General features: G+C 69.7%; 17 protein-coding genes. 1 reads left to right on the top strand and 16 read right to left on the bottom strand.

Annotation, left to right across the window (positions count from 1 at the left end; translation table 11 throughout):
* Positions 1-105: 105 nt before the first annotated feature.
* From ACZ60Q_RS16020 to ACZ60Q_RS15955, 14 genes are all read right to left on the bottom strand, one after another.
* Positions 106-753: an OmpA family protein gene (locus tag ACZ60Q_RS16020; RefSeq protein WP_469634042.1), complete on the bottom strand. Its 648-nt coding sequence runs from the start codon at positions 751-753 to the stop codon at positions 106-108.
* Positions 754-761: 8 nt separating this feature from the next.
* The gene (locus tag ACZ60Q_RS16015; RefSeq protein ID WP_469634039.1) at positions 762-1,379 is read right to left on the bottom strand and encodes a hypothetical protein; all 618 of its coding nucleotides are present in this window, start codon (positions 1,377-1,379) and stop codon (positions 762-764) included.
* Between the two features lie 12 nt (positions 1,380-1,391).
* Complete coding sequence (locus ACZ60Q_RS16010) at positions 1,392-2,021, bottom strand: pilus assembly protein TadG-related protein (RefSeq protein WP_469634037.1); 630 nt, start codon at positions 2,019-2,021, stop codon at positions 1,392-1,394.
* Positions 2,018-2,248 (bottom strand): Flp family type IVb pilin, encoded by a 231-nt coding sequence (locus ACZ60Q_RS16005; RefSeq protein WP_469634034.1) that lies wholly within the window; start codon positions 2,246-2,248, stop codon positions 2,018-2,020. Before ACZ60Q_RS16005 ends, ACZ60Q_RS16010 begins: the two co-directional genes overlap by 4 nt.
* 204 nt (positions 2,249-2,452) lie before the next feature.
* Complete coding sequence (locus ACZ60Q_RS16000; RefSeq protein ID WP_469634031.1) at positions 2,453-3,487, bottom strand: response regulator; 1,035 nt, start codon at positions 3,485-3,487, stop codon at positions 2,453-2,455.
* A gap of 27 nt (positions 3,488-3,514) precedes the next feature.
* The gene (locus ACZ60Q_RS15995; RefSeq protein WP_469634027.1) at positions 3,515-4,990 is read right to left on the bottom strand and encodes a sensor histidine kinase; all 1,476 of its coding nucleotides are present in this window, start codon (positions 4,988-4,990) and stop codon (positions 3,515-3,517) included.
* Positions 4,991-5,128: 138 nt separating this feature from the next.
* Positions 5,129-6,016: a DUF5936 domain-containing protein gene (locus tag ACZ60Q_RS15990; protein WP_469634024.1), complete on the bottom strand. Its 888-nt coding sequence runs from the start codon at positions 6,014-6,016 to the stop codon at positions 5,129-5,131.
* A gap of 30 nt (positions 6,017-6,046) precedes the next feature.
* Complete coding sequence (locus ACZ60Q_RS15985) at positions 6,047-6,991, bottom strand: type II secretion system F family protein (RefSeq protein ID WP_469634021.1); 945 nt, start codon at positions 6,989-6,991, stop codon at positions 6,047-6,049.
* Between the two features lie 10 nt (positions 6,992-7,001).
* Positions 7,002-8,339 (bottom strand): CpaF family protein, encoded by a 1,338-nt coding sequence (locus ACZ60Q_RS15980; RefSeq protein WP_469634018.1) that lies wholly within the window; start codon positions 8,337-8,339, stop codon positions 7,002-7,004.
* 135 nt (positions 8,340-8,474) lie between these two features.
* A complete protein-coding gene (locus ACZ60Q_RS15975; protein ID WP_469634964.1) occupies positions 8,475-8,813 on the bottom strand; it encodes a TadE/TadG family type IV pilus assembly protein in 339 nt (112 codons plus the stop codon).
* Between the two features lie 137 nt (positions 8,814-8,950).
* Positions 8,951-9,484, bottom strand: coding sequence for a TadE family protein (locus ACZ60Q_RS15970; protein WP_469634015.1), 534 nt, complete (start codon positions 9,482-9,484; stop codon positions 8,951-8,953).
* 3 nt (positions 9,485-9,487) lie between these two features.
* The gene (locus ACZ60Q_RS15965) at positions 9,488-10,801 is read right to left on the bottom strand and encodes an AAA family ATPase (RefSeq protein ID WP_469634013.1); all 1,314 of its coding nucleotides are present in this window, start codon (positions 10,799-10,801) and stop codon (positions 9,488-9,490) included.
* Between the two features lie 7 nt (positions 10,802-10,808).
* Entirely contained in the window at positions 10,809-11,516 is a 708-nt protein-coding gene (gene cpaB / locus ACZ60Q_RS15960) for a Flp pilus assembly protein CpaB (protein ID WP_469634010.1), read from the bottom strand.
* Between the two features lie 274 nt (positions 11,517-11,790).
* Positions 11,791-12,657 carry a hypothetical protein gene (locus ACZ60Q_RS15955; RefSeq protein WP_469634008.1) on the bottom strand — a complete coding sequence of 289 codons (867 nt, stop codon included), beginning with the start codon at positions 12,655-12,657 and terminating at the stop codon, positions 11,791-11,793.
* A 794-nt stretch (positions 12,658-13,451) separates the two neighbouring features.
* Here ACZ60Q_RS15955 and ACZ60Q_RS15950 point away from each other — a divergent pair.
* Positions 13,452-15,173, top strand: coding sequence for a chitinase (locus ACZ60Q_RS15950; RefSeq protein ID WP_469634006.1), 1,722 nt, complete (start codon positions 13,452-13,454; stop codon positions 15,171-15,173).
* A 90-nt stretch (positions 15,174-15,263) separates the two neighbouring features.
* Here ACZ60Q_RS15950 and ACZ60Q_RS15945 read toward each other — a convergent pair whose 3' ends face one another.
* Positions 15,264-16,601: an Nramp family divalent metal transporter gene (locus ACZ60Q_RS15945; RefSeq protein ID WP_469634004.1), complete on the bottom strand. Its 1,338-nt coding sequence runs from the start codon at positions 16,599-16,601 to the stop codon at positions 15,264-15,266.
* A 96-nt stretch (positions 16,602-16,697) separates the two neighbouring features.
* On the bottom strand, positions 16,698-18,173 hold the full coding sequence (locus ACZ60Q_RS15940; RefSeq protein ID WP_469634961.1) for a GntP family permease: 1,476 nt from the start codon (positions 18,171-18,173) through the stop codon (positions 16,698-16,700).
* Positions 18,174-18,341 lie beyond the last annotated feature (168 nt).

Genomic DNA, 18,341 nt, shown 5'->3' with positions numbered 1-18,341 from the left:
CAGTAGGGCCGCTGCCATGGCCAGGAGTCCCGGACACCGTCCGCGGCCCGGCGCGCGAGGTCGTCGCGTGCCGGGCCGGGCCGTCTCCCGTAGGTGCGGAGGGGGTCAGGACCCCGCGCCGCGCGGGAAGGAGACCTCCACGCGGCGGTTCTTCTTCCGTCCCTCTTCGTTGCTGTTGCTCGCGATCGGGTACTGCTCGCCGTAGCCCCGGATCTCGTACGTGATCGTGGCGCCGAGCTCCTTCGACAGGACCCCGTGCACAGCGTCGGCGCGCTGCTTGGACAGGACATCGCCGTGGGCCGAGGAGCCGAGGTTGTCGGTGAAGCCGAAGACGCGGACCTTGGTCGCGTTCTGCTTCTTGATCTCGTCGGCGATGGCGGCGATTCGGGCGTTGGCCGCCGAGCTGAGCTTGGCGCTGTCCTTGCCGAAGAGGACTTCGGCCTGGAGCGCGAACTTGATGTCGGCGTTGCTGTCCTCGCGGCGTTCCTCGCCACCGAGGTCCTCCACGACCTGGACGATGTCGAGGACCCGGCCGGGGGCGAGGGTGCCGCCCTCCGGCATCTTCAGGTCCGGGTCGTTCGGGTCGACGGGAACGGGCGGCTCCGACGTCGCCTCCGTCCCGGGCGGGACGCTCGGCCCGTCGTCGGCGTACGAGGGTGCGGCTCCGAGCAGCGTGGTACCGGCGATCAGCACGGCGACCGCGACGGCTTGCCCCATGTGGCGGGCCGTCCGGGGGCGCTTGGTGGTCTTCATGGCCGCACTCACCCAGAAATCTTCAGCGAGGTGGTGGCGAAGGTCGGAAGGGTGAAGTCGACCTCGGTCGTGCCTTGCGGCGGGGCGGGGAACTGCATGAAGACCGAGGCGGTCTCACCTGGTGCCAACGGGGCGATCGCCGTGGTGCACAAGCACCGGGCGTCGGTGTCCCGGAGAACGTAGTAGCGCTTCTTGCCAACCTTATCGACCAAGGTCGCACCGGCTACCGAGTTGGGGTTCTTCCGGACGACCGATGGTTCCTGCCCACCCCAGCTGGCACTGTTACGGGTCCCGTCACCGCCGTTCTTGATTGACGCCTGCACAGTGACGAAGCCGCCCGCGTCACGCTTGACCTGGTTGACGACGAGTGTCAGCCCCTCCTCGCCCCGTGCCTCGGCCAATTTGGCATCCGGGTCCACGTTCTCGCCCGCAGCCGTGTCCTCCTGCTGCGTCTCGCCCTTGTCCTCCGCGGAGGGGCTGGCAGGGGCGGACGGTGCGCTGGAACCCTCGTTGCCGGGCTCGTCGCCTCCGTCGTCGCCACAGCCGGCGAGCGCAAGGGCCAGGGCAGCCGTCACCGAGACGGCTGCCGACGCCCTTCTGGTCGTCGTGGTCCGCCGCATGCTCATGGTCCGATTCCTCTACTCGTCGTTCGCTTCGCTGTCACTGTCGACCAACCGCACGTCGAAGAGAGTTCCACTCACGCTCTCCCACGGTGGAGGGCTGCCGGGCGCGATCTCGAGAATCTTGCCGTTCCGGCAGGTGAAGATGAAGAGCTCCGGGGAGCCGTCACTGTTGGCGTCGATGGCCTTCGGGTTGGGGCAGCGGAACTCGATGAGCGCGGTGGCCTCGGCCTTGGCGAACTTGTTCTCCGAACCGGGGAGCACCGGCGAGTCCACCGGATCCCGGCCCTTGACCGTGACCTTGATCGTGTCCCGCAAGTAGCCGGAGGAAGGCTTGCAGTAGGTCGTATCGGCTTCATTGGCGTTGGCCAGCCGTTCCGCCTCGTGACAGGGCGGAGGGAAGGGCGCGCCCAGGAAGATGTCCAAGGCGTTGCCGCGGAGCGAGGCGAGGAATCCGGTCCCGAAGTCGTCACGTGCCTGCTGGGCGGCGGCCAGCGCGGCGGCGTCCGCCGCGCCCTGGGAACCGTTGCGCAGGGCCGAGGCCTTGCCGACAGCGAAGAAGGCCAACGCAAGGAAGAGCAGGCCCGCCACCATCATGATGTAGATGGGGAAGGCCTGCCCTCGGTCCGACCGTGGCTGCTGGATCACTTCGAGGTGATGGAGGTCACCAGTCCGTCGATGCGGCCCGAGATGTTGCCGCCGATCCCGGAGGCCGCGATCGCACCGATGATCGCCACGACCACCAGGATGATGCCCAGGTACTCGAACGCCGTCTGGCCCCGGTCCTTCGCCGCGTAGCGCTTCTGGATGCTGCTGACGGCGGTGTTGGCCCAGCCGTTGACGCGGACGGCGGTCTTCAGGGTGATGTTCGACATGGTGTTCCCCTCCTGGTTCGGCCGACCGGTTGCCGGCCGGCTCGCATGTTTCTGTGGTGTCGCCCTCGGTACCGGCTTCCTCCCGGCCGGTGCCGTTGGCGACGTGAGAAACATAGGGGGCAACCGCCGCCGTCCCAGAGGGCCCGTGGGCCCATTCCCGGGCCCAAAGGGCCGCCTGGGTCCCCTCGTCGCGCGATCGCTCGGTCATGGCTGCCGTCCGGGGTTCCGGGGCGCGGTGCCGAGCCAGTGGGCGATCGCCTCGCTGCGGGTGGCGCTGTGGAGCTTCGTGAAGATGCGGTTGATGTGGTTCTTGACCGTCTTCTCACTGATGAAGCAGGTGGCGGCGATCTGCTGATTACTCATTCCGGACGCAATCAGGTCCATGACCTCCACCTCCCGCGAACTCAGCTTGTACTGCTGCCTGTTGGGAACGGCAATCGGCACCCCGGACAGAGAAGACTGTCCCACAGAAGGTTGCAGTTGCGAAAGACCTTCCGAACTTTCGAGGGGACGTGGCGCGAAGTGCGCGGGTATGGGCGCTGTCGTCAGCGCCGATCCGAGCCCCTCGGGCAGGGGGCCCCGGGGCGGGGCCGATTCCCGGCGCATGTGGGCCAGCAGGGCGTCGGCCGCCGTGGCGGTGAAGTTCGCGCGGCCGTCCTTCGTGTCACGCACCGCCCGGACCAACTGGTCCGCCGTGAACTCACCGTGCACCAGGTAGCCGCCCGCGCCCAGGCGCAGCGCCTCGTGGACGATCTCGCTCTCGCGGCTGTACGTCAGCATCAGCACGGGCGCGATGCCGACCAGGTGCGGCAGGGCCGAGATGCCGTCCACGCCGGGCATCCGGACGTCGAGCAGGACCACGTCGGGGCGGTGCTGGAGCGTCTTCTCGTAGGCCTCGCGGCCGTCCGCCGCGTCTGCCACGACCTGGATGTCGGCCCGGCCCGAGAGCAGGACGCCCAGGCCCGCCCGGACCACCGGGTTGTCGTCCGCGACCACCACCCGGAGCCGGGCCGGGGCGGGGGTGGCGGGAGCCGGTGGGAAGGGGGACGCGGCGGGCCCTGCGAACGCGGGGTACGGCGTCGTCGGGGCCGGGTGCTGGATCGCGGTGTGCTGGTGCCCGGGGTGTCCGGCGGGGTCGGGGGCCCGGGCGGGCGTGATGTGCGACGACGGGTTCCGGGGGGCGTGGTGGTGAGCCACAGCCCCGTTGCGGTTCGGCGTGGGGGAGACATCGTCCGGCATGCTGCGACCTCCTCATCAGGGTCGGGGTCATGGGTGGGGGGTCGTGACGTTCTCGGGCGCGAGCCAAGGCGAGGGAGGTGGGGAGGGCTGCGGTGGGGAGGGCTGCGGTGGGGAGGGAGGTGGGGAGGGCTGCCGTGGGGAGGGTGGCAGTCCGAACGATCGGGCGGGGGCGGGCCGGGAGGCCGACGGGGTGTTCCCCTCGGTGGCCGGGCCCGTCAACGCCGCCAGGGGGAGCTCCACCCGCACCTCCGTGCCCTTCTCCGCGTTCCCTCGGCCGATCCGGATGCGGGCCCCGATGGAGGCGGCCCGCTCCACCATGCCGACGAGGCCGAAGTGGCCGGCCCGGCGGAGGGTGTCGAGCGTCGTTCCGGCGGGCAGGCCGCGCCCGTCGTCGTAGACGCTGAGGCGGAGCATGCCGCCCTGCACGCCCGCGAGGACGATCAGATACGTCGGGCCCGCGTGGCGGTGCGCGTTCTCCATGGCCTCCGAGGCGACCGTGAGGAGCTGGCGGGCCACCGCCTGCGGGACCGGTGGGACCGGTGTCCTTTCGGCGAGGCGGCGGAAGGTGGCGGTGACCGGGTGGCGGTCGGTGAAGTCCTGAGCCTGGGCCGACAGTTCCGCGACCAGGTCGACGCCGCCCTCCAAGCCCTGCTCCCGGCGCAGATCGGTGAGCAGTTCCCTGGATTCGGCGGCTGCCCGGCGGGCGGCGCGGGCGACCAGTTCCGCCTGGAGTTTCACGGTGGGCGGGTCCATGCGGTCGGCCGAGCCCGCCAGTCCGTCGGCGGCCAGCGCGAGGCCGTGCAGGGTCTTGGCGACCGAGTCGTGCATCTCGCGTGCCAAGCGGGTGCGTTCGCCCTCCACCGCCTCGTTCACCGCCAGCCGTGCCCGGGTCTCGGTGAGCGCCTGGGTGGCCGTCCCGAAGCGCAGGAGGAGATTGCGCAGGGTGACCCCGACCACCCCGGCGATCACGCAGAAGCCGGGCAGGAGGAGGGCCGGCGCCCCGCCCGGCTCCAGCTTCGGGACGCTCGCGTACACGCCGAAGACGATGACCACCTGGAGCGCCGCGAAGACCGCGGCACCGCGCCAGCCCTGGATCAGGCCCGCCAGCAGCGGGGTGCAGACGGTGACGTACGCGAGGGTCGACTCGGGGGTCGCCGTGATCAGCAGCAGCGCGCCGAAGGACACGTCGACGGCCAGGAGCCAGGGGTGGCGCAGGAACACCGGGCCGAACCGCTCCCAGTCCCGGAACAGCAGGTACGAGCCCATGAAGGTGACCAGGATCGCCGAGCCGATGAGCCAGGTGGCCAGGCCGGGGGCGGTGCGGCCGATGGCGTACGGGGTCGCTATCGCGATCATCGCCAGGCGGAAGCCGAAGACCTGGCGGCACATCGCCTGGAGGGCGTTGACCTGGATGGCGAAGGCCGGGCGGGCCGGGGTGCCGGTGTGGGCGCGGGTCAGTTCCGCCGTCAGTCCGGGCTGGGCTCCGCTGAGCTGGAATGCCATGCGCCTGTCACCTCCGTCTCCTTCCCCGTAACGCTCGTGCTCCGTATGGCCGGTCGGCCGCTTCAGCGGGCGATCCGGAACGTAGGAGATCCGTCCCCATCCGGCCCGTCGTTCATGTCAGCCCGCCCGCCGTTCATGTCATCCGCCCGTGAGGGACGTGAGGTCGACGTCGGCTCCGTACACGAATCCGACGGTGAGGAGGAGCAGCGTGCCCGGGAGGAGGAACGTGGTCACCGCGAACGTGGCCTTCGGGACCGCCCTGGCCGCCTTGCGTCGGGCGTTCTGGGCGTCGGTGCGGCGCATGTCGTTGGCGATCTGGATGAGCGTCTCGACGATCGGCGCGCCCAGTTCCTCGCCCTGCTGGAGCGTCGTGACGAACATGGCGACCTGTTCGGAGTCGTTGCGTCTGCGCAGTTCCTCGAAGGCCTGACGGCGGCTGACGCCCATGTCCATCTGACGGAGCGTGATGCGCAGCTCGTCGGACCAGGGGCCCTCGTACTTCTCCGCCACCCGGTCCAGCGCCTGCCGGAAGCCGAGCCCGGCCGAGACGACGACGGCCAGGACGTCGAGGAAGTCCGGCAGGGTCCGCTCGATGTGCTCGCGGCGCACCCGGATCGCCGACCAGATCCCGGCCTCCACCCAGAACAGGCCGAAGGCGACCATCAGCAGGGCCAGGAAGAGCTGGCCGCGCAGGAGCATCGAGAAGGCGCCGAGGATGCCCAGCGCGCCGTAGACCGCACGGCGGGCGGCGTAACGGTCGAGGGTGAGGCCGCCGGGGTTGCCCGCCAGGTCGATCTGGCGGCGCTTCTTGTTGACGGCCTTGGGGCCCATCATCCGGAGCACCATGGGTGCCCAGCGGATGCCGAGGCGGTCGATGCCTGAGCCGACCGCGCTGGTGCGGGAGGCCCCGGACTCCAGCGCCACGGCCAGGTCGCGGGGGAGTTCGGCGTCGGCCCGGTACATCCGGATGCCGTGGATGGCACCGTAGACGGCGAGGCCGACGACCAGGGCTAGCAGCAGGTCCATGTCCGTCCCCTTTCTTCCTGGTTCCTGGTCTCAGACATCGATACGGGAGAAGCGGCGGATGACGACGAACCCGATGGCGTAGAGGACGATGGACACGACCACCGCCGCCTGACCGAAGAACGCCCCCGTCATACGGTCCAGCGCGCCGGGCATGACCGCGTTCATCAGCAGCATCGCGCCGATGCCGAAGAGGGGTACCGCGTAGGCGGTCACGGTGACCTGGGAGAGCTGGGTCTTGACCTCGCGGCGGGTCTCCTTACGTTCCTCCAGGGTCTCGGTGAGGTTGCGCAGCGAGCTGACGACCGTACCGCCGGCCCGGTTGGAGAGAACCAACGTCGTGACCAGCACGACGAGTTCGCGGGAGGGGAGCCGGTCCGTCAGCTCGCTGAGCGCGTCCTCCAGGGGCTCGCCGACGGCCAGCCGCCTGGCGACCCGGGCCAGCTCCTCGCCGGCCGGGTCCTCCAGTTCCTCGGCCGCCATCGACAACGAGGTGCGCAGGGCCAGGCCCGCCTGGGTGGCGTTGGCGAGGATCCGGGAGAGCTCGGGGAGCTGGTTGATGAAGCGCTCGGTGCGCTTGATCCGCTGCCAGTTGAGGAACGCGTTGGTGCCCCAGAGGCCGATCAGGGCGGCGACCGGTCCGAAGAACGCGGCGAGTACGGAGGAGGCGATCATCCAGAGCCCCGCCATCGCGACGAGCGCGTAGACGAAGAACTCGCCGGGCGTGATGTCCATGCCGGTCGCCGCGAGTTTCAGCTCCAGCTTCCGGCCGAGCGCGGTGGCGCGCAGCCTGCGGTCAAGACGCCTGAAGCGGCGGGGGCTGCCCTTCTCGGTGATCTGCCCGACGTGGGAGAGCCGGTCGACCAGGGCGTCGCGGTCGGCCTTGCCACCGGAGTAGGAGTACAGGCCCATCACGCCGAGCACGCAGGTCAGCAGCGTGACGCCGACGGTGACCAGGGGGAGGTTGACGTTGTCCATGGCTCGGTACCTAGTTGGCCTCTCGGGTGGCGAGCTGTTCGGCGGACTGGGCGACGCCGAACGCCTGCGGGATGGGCTGACTGGCCAGGTAGAGGCGCTCGGCGAGCTTCCGGGGCAACGGGAGATACTGGAAGTCGCCGTAGACGCGGCCGTCGGGGGCCATCGGCCGGGCGTTGAACCGCGCGACCGTGACGATGCGGTACGGATCGCGGCCGTGCGAGTCGAGGACGGCGATCTCGGTGATCTTCCTGGTGCCGTCGGCGTGCCGGGTGAGCTGGACGATCACGTCGACGGCGCTGTTGATCTGGTCGTGCAGCGCCTCGAAGGGAATCTCGACCTCGGACATCGAGGCGAGGGTCTGCAGACGCATCAGCGCGTCCTCGGCGCTGTTGGCGTGGACGGTGGCCAGCGAACCGTCGTGACCGGTGGACATCGCCTGGAGCATGTCGAGGGACTCACCGCCTCGGACCTCACCGACGACGATGCGGTCGGGGCGCATACGCAGCGAGTTGCGGACCAGGTCGCGGATGGTGATCTGGCCCTTGCCCTCGACGTTCGCCGGGCGGGTCTCCAGCCGGATCACATGGCTCTGCTGGAGCTGGAGTTCGGCGGAGTCCTCGATGGTGACGATGCGCTCGATGTTCGGGATCAGTCCGGACAGCGCGTTGAGGAGCGTCGTCTTGCCGGTGCCGGTGGCCCCCGAGACGATGATGTTGAGCTTGGCCTGTACCAGTCCGGCGAGCAGGACCAGCATCTGTTCGTCCAGCGACCCGAAGCCGATCATCTCCTGGAGCGTGAAGGAGCGCGGGAACCGCCGGATGGTGAGCGTCGCGCCGGTCAGCGAGAGCGGCGGGATGATCACGTTGACACGTTCACCGCTGGGCAGGCGGGCGTCGACCATCGGGTTGGACTCGTCGACGCGGCGGTTGACGGTCGACACGATCCGCTCGATGGTCTGCATCAGCTGTTCATGCGAGCCGAAGCGCATCGGAAGCTGTTCGACCCTGCCGTTGCGCTCGACGAAGATCTGGTCGGGGCCGTTGACCATGATCTCGGTGATGGACGCGTCCTCCAGGAGCGGTTCCAGGATGCCGAGCCCGAGCGCCTCGTCGACGACGCGGCGGATCAGCTGTGAGCGCTCCACGGTGGAGAGGACCGGGCCCTCGCGGCTGATGATGTGGCCGAGGACGCGCTCCAGCCGGGCCCGCCGGTCGGCGGCGGCCAGCGAGGACATCTCCGCGAGGTCGATCTCCTCCAGCAGCTTGGCCCGGTAGGTGGCCACCATGTGGCCGTCCTCCCGTGCCCCGCTCTGTTCCTCAGGAGCGGTCATGCGTGCCCGCAGGCTCATCGGCGTAGCTCTCCTCGGTGTTCGCGGACGGTGCTGGTCCGGCAGGTCCGTTCCGGCCCGGTCAGGACCGGGCCGGGGGTGGGGCGGAGTGGGGCGGGAGTGGGGCGGGAGTGCGGGTGGGGGTGCGGGTGGGGGTCAGAGACCGATCCGGGATTTCTCGTTGGGCATGGTCGTGCTCCGCTCGGCCCACCAGCCGTCCAGTCCCGGCACGACGGAGGGCACCTTGACCCGTACGGTGACCGTGATGTCCTGGCCGCCGCTCCTGCGGTAGCGGAATCCGCCCTCCTCCACCCAGTCGCTCACGGCGTCGCGGGCGTTGGAGCGACCACTGCCCCGGGCGTCCACGCTGGCTTCCGTACGGGCTCCGGCACGGGCCGCGGTCCCCGCCTGGTTGGCGGCGTACGCGGCCAGGCCGAGCTGGATGGCCGCCATCGCGACGAGGAGCAGCAGAGGAAGGAAACCGAGGTACTCCATGGCGACCTGGCCCCGGTCCTGTTGCCGTTCCCGGTCCTGGCCTTGGTCCCGGCCCAGGCCCTGATTCCGACCCTGATCCCGGCCCTGGTCCCGGCCCTGGCTCCGCCCCTGGACCCCGTCCCGGTGCGGATGCGTCCTCATCGCTGGTCCTCCCTCGGTGATCCGGCCTTGCCGGTGATCTCGGTGTCGAGGTCGAACAGGCCCGGCACCAGTACCGGGACCTTCAGCTTCACCGTGGCCTCGTACAGGCCGCTGCCGCCACCGCACCGCACCGACGCCCCGTCCTTCCACGCGTCGGGGAGGTCCTTCAACGCGCCCGCCCGGCAGGCCGCTCCCGCCCCGAACTCCGCGCCGCTGCCCTTGCGCGCGCCCACGTCCGCCGCGTTGCCCGCGAGGCTGAAGGTGTAGCCGATCAGGGCGCACTCCCAGAGCACGAGCATGATCAGGATGATGAAGGGGGTCATGCCCAGGAACTCGACCGCGGTCTGTCCGCGGTCCCGGTCCCGGTTCCGGTCCCAGTTCCGGTCCCGGTCCCAGTCCCCGTTCCGGTCCCAGTCCCCGTTCCGGTCCCAGTCCCCGTTCCGGTCCCAGTCCCCGTTCCGGTTCCGGCGGTCACGTAGGGCGGTGATCCGCCCCCGTATGCCGCTTCGTGCCGTCCTTGTGGTGGTCATCCCTCAACGTGTCCCCTCGGAGTCTCCGGGCCCGCGGCCGGAGCCGTCGCGCCGGCGGCGCGGGCGTCCGATCGAGCCCCGGTCGTTCTTGAAGGCGCCGGTGTTCCTCTTGACCAGGGCGCTGCCGCTCTTCTTCGCCGTCGCGCTCTCCTTGACGATGCCCAGCTCGCCGGCCAGGCCCCAGAGCGCCTGCTTGACCGTGCTCTTGGCATCCAGTTCGTGCAGGCGTCCGGAGTCGATGGACGCCTGGAGCTCCTTGAAGTTCGCGGGGACCGCCGCGGAGGCGACCCGGGTGCCGGTGATCTTCTGGATCAGCGTCGGCTGGATCTCCGTGTTGCGGGTGAAGCGGTTGACCAGGGTGATCGTCTCCTCGGCCTTGCGGATCTGGAGCCGTTCCCACATCCGTACGATGCGTTTCGCACCGCGTACCGCGATCACGTCCGGGGTCGTGACCAGCAGGGCCACGTCCGCCATCTCGATGGCCGCGGCGTTGGCCCCGTTCATCTGGCCGCCGCAGTCGATGACGACGATCTCGTAGCGGGTGCGGAGCGCGCTGACGATCTGGCGGGCCGAGCGGTCGCTGACCTCCTCGCCGCGTTCGCCCTCGCCGGGGGCGAGGAGCAGGGCGAGGCCGGTGGAGTGGGAGAACACCGCGTCCGACAGCACCCGGGGCGAGATGTCGGTGATCAGGGCGAGGTCGACCAGGGAGCGGCGGAACTGGACGTCGAGGAACGAGGCGATGTCCCCGGTCTGGAGGTCCATGTCCACCAGCGCCACCGTGTTGCCGGAGGCCTGTGCGGCCAGGGCGAGCTGGATGGCGGTCACGGTCGCGCCGACGCCTCCCTTCGCGCCGGTGACCGTGACCACCGTGCCGCCGGGGCCGGTGAAGACGTCGTTCGCGGAGGTGAGGTGGCGGCGTACGCCGGCGGACCACTGGGCGGCAGCCTGGACGCGGTTGGCCAGTTCCTCGTAGCTCAGCGGCAGGGTGACCAGGCCGCGCGCCCCGGAGTCCATCGCGTCGGCGAAGAGGTTCGGGCTGGCGTCCGCGGTGATCATGACGACGCCGACGGACGGGAACCTCATCGACACCTCCCGGATCAGCTCCAGGGCCGGCACCGGGCCGATCCGCTCGTGGACCAGCACCACCTCGGGCAGCTCGTCGATCGCCTCGCCCGCGAGGCGGGCCAGGGTGTCGATGAGCTGGGTGGAGTCGCCGACCGGGGACGCTGGTTCGGCGTCGGGCAGCTGGCTGAGCAGGGTGGTGACGGAACGCGCCGCGTCGAGGTCACCGACGGCGGGGAGGATTCTGGTGGTCATCCCATCCTCACTTGTCCTTGTCGAGCGTGTAGGTGCGGTCCCCCGGGCGGATGGTGCCGTCGCTGCCCGGGGCGACGAGCGCGAGACGCACGTGCTCCGCGAAGGACTCGGCGTAGGCGACACGCTGGGTGTCCAGCGTGTTCAGGGCGAAGGTGATCGGCACGGCCTCGGTCGCCCGGGTGCCCCGGTCGTCCGCGCTGGGGTCCAGGGGGGTCAGCTCGCCGACGTCCAGCACCTTGGCGTTGGAGACGATGACCTTGGACTGGGCCGCGGCGCCCTGCTGCTCACCGGCGAACGTGGCGTAGATGTTGACCGTCGCGCCCGGTGTGATCTTGCCCGCGACGCCGGTGGACGCGTCGATCATGATGGCGATCTCCTGCTCACCCGCCCGGAGTTCGGGCTTACGGACCATCATGTCCGACTGGAGCAGGGAGCCTTCGCGGAGCTCGGTGACCGCGATCTTCGACTCGACCTCCCGCAGGTCGGTCACGGCGTTCTCGGAGAGCCAGCGTTTGGGCATCTGGATCTTCTCGAACTGGCCTCTGTTCAGGGCCGTGTACGGAGCCACGTTGGTCTTCAGCTGGTACGCCGTCACCTCGGGGCCGACCTTCGAGTTGACGTCGCCGATCACCGAGAGCACTCCGGCGAAGGCCGCGAAGGCACACAGGACCGACAGGAGCAGGAGTATCACGCCGCGGCGCTGGCGGGAGTTCATGGTCCGGACAACCTCGTTCGATTCGGGTGCGTGGGGCGGACAGCGGACGGAGAGAGCGGTGCGGTGCAGCGGTTACGCGCATACATCCGCGGTGGGGCGGTGGGGCGGTTACGCGCTTACATCTGCGGTGGCGCGGTGTTGCGGGCCGACCGGAGCGGGGAGGATCTCGCGCCGGAAGGAGAGATAAGGACGGTGGGTGCGGGGAGTACGGGCAGGGCGGGGAGTGCGGACAGGAGCCGGGGGGAGCGGGTCCTGCGGGGAGGAGCGGCCCTCGCTAGGGGCCCGGCGATTCGCCGGCCTCGTGGTGGAGGACAACGGTGGGGAGCATGCGGTTCTCCGAAGCGGCGAGCGGAGCGGAACAGAATGCGCAACGGTCGCCGATGAGTTCCATGGCGCACCAGTGGCACTTCTCCCGGCGTACGGAGGAGACCAGCTGGTAGAGCACGGTGAGGTCCGGGAGATGAGCGGCGAACTCCACCAGCTTCCCCGTGCCCCACCAGCGCGGTGAGTCGGACGGGACCGTGGCATCGTGAATGGCCTGGACCTTCCAGGCGGGCGCAAGGGTCTCCTGTACCCAGTCCGACTGCAGATTCCCTTTGGCGACCAGAAGATGCGTACCAAAATCCGGCCCCGTCGGCGGTTCGACGGTCGGACCCACCTTCACCAGCTGTGACTCCGGTCCGGCGAGCACGGCGAACTGGGATCCGGGGACCCAGGACGTGGCGTGGCTCTTGAGGCTGACCGGGACCCGGTCGAGCCGGGCGACGGAGTTGAGGAGGGCGCCCGCGTAGATGTAGTGCGAGAGCAGCCGGGCGGCGGAGGCGACCACCCCGGGGCTGAAGTCACAGATGGACAACTGCCGGAGCTGGCGCACCAGTACGGCGAGGCCGAGGGGCGGGAGATCCACCTTGACCAGGGCGATCCGGTCGCTCTCCAGCACCGAGCGGATGGAGTGGAGGCGACGCTCGTGCTCGGGCCGGATGCCCGAGGGATAGAGGGCGATCACATACCCGTGCTGTTCCAGCAGCAGGTGCATATCGCCGATCGCCAACTCCAGTGCCTGGGCCTCGGGTGCCTGGAGCAGGGCGGCGGTCGGCGTCTGCTGGTCGGTGGGCGGCAGCACCAGGTCTGCGCTCGTCACTGCTATTGCGGTCGGCACGCTCTTCCCCGTTTCGGCTCCGGTCGACGTGGGGACGTCGGCCGCAATCGCTCCTGCTCCGTGCCCCGTGCTCCTGACCCAGCACTTTAGCCACGTCTCATCAGGCAGAGAACAGTTATCGGAGACCAGTACGGCATCGTGCGAACACCGTTCTACGGGGACCGGGTGCTAAACGGGACGAAATCGATTCCGCCCAACCCGACTATCACTGCGGAGCGTTACCGAATCCCGTGTCCGGTTTTCGATCACGCACCCATTCGTGCACGTCAGACTGGATTCCAGGGTGTCCGTCTCCATTCCGTAAGGGTGTTTCCGTGACCGTCCGAAGATCTCCCGCAAGATCACCCGTGCGGGGGGCGATGTCCGGTCGCGGGGCGGTTCCCGGCGGAAAAAACCCCGGTCCGGCACCCTCCACGGACACGCGGGTACCCCGGCGCCGACTCCGCGGCACGGCCTCGCGCTCACCCTCACGGAATGCTCTTCACCGCCAAAGGTCTTGACAACTTGATTGGTCTGGACCAGTTTTATGCGCCAGGCGGTGGCCACCGCCCCGGCAGGACCCCCCACGTTCGACGCCCCCGGTTCAGCGCCCCCCTGCACCACCGCCGTACGACACCCCGATTCACTCTGATTCACACCGCCTCACCGTGATTCATCGTGCTTCACCGTCACGGATCCCCACTCCGCCCGGCCCACCCCGTGCAGCCCCGGCCCTTCGTCCGTCCGGCACTCCTGCACGAACCCCGCCAGGCCACCAACTCCCCACGGAGGAACCAGTGGAACGCTCCGCAGGCCGCAGTCGCAGCAGGCGCCGGTCCCGGCCCATACTCGGTGGCAGCATGGCCGTCGTCGCGGCCGCCGCCCTGACCGTCACCGGACTCGTCAGCACGGCCCAGGCCGCCGACGTGAACAACGCCAGGAACGCGGGCTTCGAGTCGGGCCTCGCCAACTGGACCTGCGCCGGGAACAGCGGCGCACTCGTCTCCTCCCCCGTGCACGGCGGTACGTCCGCACTCAAGGCCACCCCGGCCGGCCAGGACAACGCCAAGTGCTCCCAGTCGGTCAAGGTCAAGCCCAACTCGACGTACGCGCTCAGCTCCTGGGTGCAGGGCGGATACGCCTACCTCGGCGTGAGCGGCACCGGAACCACCGACGTCTCCACCTGGACGCCGGGCTCCACCACCTGGACCAAGCTGTCCACCAGCTTCAAGACCGGCGCGAACACCACCTCGGTGACCGTCTACACCCACGGCTGGTACGGGCAGGCCGCCTACCTCGCCGACGACTTCGAGGTGACCGGCCCCGACGGCGGTGGCGGCGAGGAACCCGGCCCGGTCATCCCGGCGGCTCCCGGGGGCCTCGCGGCGGGCGCCACGACCCCGTCCTCCGTCGCCCTGTCCTGGAACGCGGTCTCCAGTGCCACCGGGTACACCGTGTACCGGGACGGCACGAAGGCCACCACCTCCACCGGCACCTCGGCGACCGTCACGGGCCTCACCGCGGACACCGCCTACCAGTTCTCGGTGAGCGCCACCAACGCCGCCGGTGAGTCGGTCAAGTCGGCCGCCGTCAGCGCCCGTACGGCCAAGAACGGCACCGGCCCGGTGACCACCGTGCCCAAGCACGCGGTGACCGGCTACTGGCAGAACTTCAACAACGGCGCGGCCGTCCAGAAGCTCAGCGACGTCCCGGCGGACTACGACATCATCGCGGTCTCCTTCGCGGACGCCACGGCGACCCAGGGCGCGGTCACCTTCAACCTGGCCACCGCCGGGCTGAACGGCTACACCGACGCCCAGTTCCGGTCGGACATCAAGGCCAAGCAGGCGGCCGGCAAGAACGTCATCATCTCGATCGGCGGCGAGCTGGGCACGGTCCGGGTCGACAGCGACGCCTCCGCCACCGCGTTCGCCAACTCGGTTTACGCGTTGATGCAGGACTACGGCTTCAACGGGGTCGACATCGACCTGGAGAACGGTCTCAACGCCACCTACATGACGAAGGCGCTGCGCCAGCTGTCGACGAAGGCGGGCCCCGGGCTGGTCCTCACGATGGCCCCGCAGACCATCGACATGCAGTCGACCTCGGGCGAGTACTTCAAGACGGCGCTGAACGTCAAGGACATCCTGACCGTCGTCAACATGCAGTACTACAACAGCGGTTCGATGCTCGGCTGCGACGGCAAGGTCTACTCGCAGGGCTCGGTGGACTTCCTGACCGCGCTCGCCTGCATCCAGCTGGAGGGCGGTCTCGACCCGTCCCAGGTCGGCATCGGCGTCCCCGCGTCCAGTCGCGGCGCGGGCAGCGGCTACGTCTCCCCGTCGATCGTGAACGCGGCGCTGGACTGCCTCGCCAAGGGCACCAACTGCGGTTCGTTCAAGCCGTCCAGGGCCTACCCGTCACTGCGCGGCGCGATGACCTGGTCGACGAACTGGGACGCGACGGACGGGTTCGCCTGGTCGAAGGCGGTCGGCCCGCACGTCCGCAGCCTGCCGTAGCACTCCCGGTCCCCGCACGGGGGTCCCCGAACCAGTAGCGCCGCCGCTCCCCCGGCGGCGCTGCTGCGTTCGGTCCGCCGGGCAGCCGAATCACCAGGGCAGTTCGCGCACCTGCTGGACGCACAGCACGACGAACAGCAGCCCGGACAGGGCGAGCATCCCGTTACTGAGCCATCCGTTGCGCCACTCCCGGGGCGTACGCGCGGAGTTGAGCAGCCAGAGCAGGGTCAGGGCGAGGAACGGCATGAAGAACGCGCCGAGCACCCCGTAGGCGATGACCAGGCCGAAGGGCTCGTCCAGCCAGAGCAGGGTCATCGGCGGGAAGGTCAGCCACAGGAGGTAGGCGCGAAACGGCAGCGACCGCTGCCGGCGCTCGGCGACATCCGCCCCCTCGTGCTCCTCCTGCTCCTCCTGCTCCTCGTGCTCCTCGCCCTTGGCCGCACCGGCCGCCGGGGCCCGGAACCGCTCCACGAAGTCGGCGAACATCAGGCTGACCCCGTGCCAGACGCCGATCAGCGACGAGAACGACGTGGCGAAGAAGCCCACCAGGAAGAGCTTGGCGGTGCCCGCGCCGAAGCGGTCCTCCAGCACCTTCCCCAGGTCGATCAGGCCTCGGTCACCGGAGGTGAGGGCGATCCGGGAGGCGTGCAGCAGTTCGGCGCCGACGATGAGCATCGCCACGACGAAGACCCCGGTGGTGATGTAGGCGACCCGGTTGTCGAGCCGCATCACCTTCATCCAGGAGGAGTTGCTCCAGCCCTTGGCGTTGACCCAGTACCCGTACGCGGCCATGGTGATCGTGCCGCCGACGCCGCCGATCAGCCCGAGGGTGTAGAGGAGCGAGCCGTCCGGGAGCACGGGCAGCAGCCCGGCGAACGAGGCACCGACGTCCGGCACGACGCGGGCGGCCACATACACGACCACCACGAACATGATGCCGATCAGGACCGTCATGACCTTCTCGAAGACGGCGTACCGGTTGAACCAGACGAAGGCCAGCCCGATCAGCCCGGTGGCGATCGCCCAGAACTTCAGCCCGGGACCGTCGGGGAACAGCGCCACGATGGGCAGGGCGCTGGAGGACATGGCCGTCGCCCCGTAGAGGAAGCCCCAGAGCACGACGTAGACCGCGAAGTACACCGTGGTCCAGGGCCCCAGGCTGCGCCAGCCGTCGAAGAGCGTGCGGCCGGTCGCCAGATGCCAGCGGCCGGCCGCCTCGGCGAGCGAGATCTTGACGACGCAGCCGATCACCGCCGCCCACATCAGGGTGTAGCCGAACTTGCTGCCCGCGATCAGCGTCGCGACGAGGTCGCCGGCCCCGACCCCGGTCGCCGCGACGACGATGCCGGGGCCGATGTACTTCCAGCTGGACTGACGTGGTCGGGAGGCCGGCTCCCCTGTCGCTGTGGTCGCGCTTGTCTCCACCATGCCGATCAAGGAAGCGCAATCGACGGGACAGCACAAGGGGTGCGCACGGAACCGGCACACACAGGGACGGGGAACGTCCCTGTGTGTGCCGATTCGCTAGATGATCAGGCTGAGCAGCGCCGCGACGACGAAGCCCGCGACCGAGAGCACCGTCTCCAGGACGGTCCAGGACTTCAGGGTGTCGCGCTCGCTGATACCGAAGTACTTCGACACGATCCAGAAGCCGCCGTCGTTCACGTGCGAGGCGAAGATCGATCCCGCCGAGATCGCCATGATGATCAGGGCGAGGTGGGGCTGGGACAGGTTCTGGCCCTCGACCAGCGGGACCACGATGCCGGCCGTCGTGACGATCGCGACGGTGGCCGAGCCCTGGGCGACACGCAGGACGACCGAGATCAGCCAGGCGAGCAGAATGACCGGCAGGCCGACGTCGTTGAAGGTGTCGGCCAGCGCGTCCGCGATGCCGCTGCCCTTGAGGACGGCGCCGAAGACGCCGCCCGCGCCGACCACCAGCAGGATGTTGCCGACGGGCTTGAGCGAGGACGTGGAGACCGATTCCAGGGACTTGCGGGACCAGCCGCGGCGGATGCCCAGCAGGTAGTACGCGAGGAACAGGGCGATCGTCAGGGCGACGAACGGGTTGCCGAAGAACTCGACGACCGAGCGGAGCGTGGAGGGGTCCAGGGCGATCGAGGAGAACGTCGCGGCGAGGATCAGGATCAGCGGGGTGCCGATGATCGCGAGGACCGTGGAGAGCGGGATCGGCTTCTCCTGCGGGGTGATCCCGGCGGCGCGCTGTTCGGCGGCGACGGCGGCCCTGGCCTCCTCGGCGGCCTCCATCATGTCCTGCGGGACGTCGACGAAGATCCGCTTGCCGATCCAGGCGGCGTACGCCCAGGCGGCGATGACCGACGGGATGCCGACGACGACGCCCATCAGGATGACCCAGCCGAGCGAGACGTTGAAGAGTCCGGCGGCGGCCACCGGCCCCGGATGCGGCGGCAGGAACGCGTGGGTCATCGACAGACCCGCCAGCAGCGGCATCGCGTAGAGCAGGATCGACTTTCCGGAGCGCTTGGCGGCGGCGTACACGATCGGTGCGAGCACGAAGATGCCGACGTCGAAGAAGACCGGGATGCCGAAGACGAGGCCCGTCATACCCATGGCGAGGGGTGCGCGCTTCTCACCGAAGGCGTTCAGCAGGCGGGCGCTCAACACCGCTGCCCCGCCGGACACTTCGAGGATCGCACCGAGCATGGTGCCGAGCCCGATGATGATCGCGACATGGCCGAGGATGCCGCCCATGCCGGACTCGATGAGCGAGACGGCGGCGGATTTCTGCACGGTGCCGAAGAGTTCGGTGACCGAGAGCCCGGCGCCGAGGCCGACGGCTATGGAGACCGCGAGCAGGGCGACGAACGGCTGGAGCCTGACCTTGATGATCAGGAAGAGCAGGAGGGCGATGCCGAGGGCGGCGACGGTCAGCAGACCGGCGGTGCCGTCGATCAGGAGGAGCAGACCACCGGTGTGCGGTGGTGTCTCGACCGGCGGCGGGGTGGCGGCGAACAGCATGGGGACTCCGGTGGTGCTGGAGGGCAGGGGGGAGCGCGGCACGGCGCCCCCGGGGAGCGGGGCGCCGTGCCGTACGGCGTGCTGGAGCAGTCCTGCGGGTGGGGCGAAGCGATCAGCGGGGGCCTGCGATCAGGGGGACGGGGGGTGGCGGGCCGTGGGGATCGGCGA

It is taken from the genome of Streptomyces sp. NPDC104313, assembly GCF_055583985.1.
This window is presented reverse-complemented; position numbering and strand designations above follow the sequence as displayed.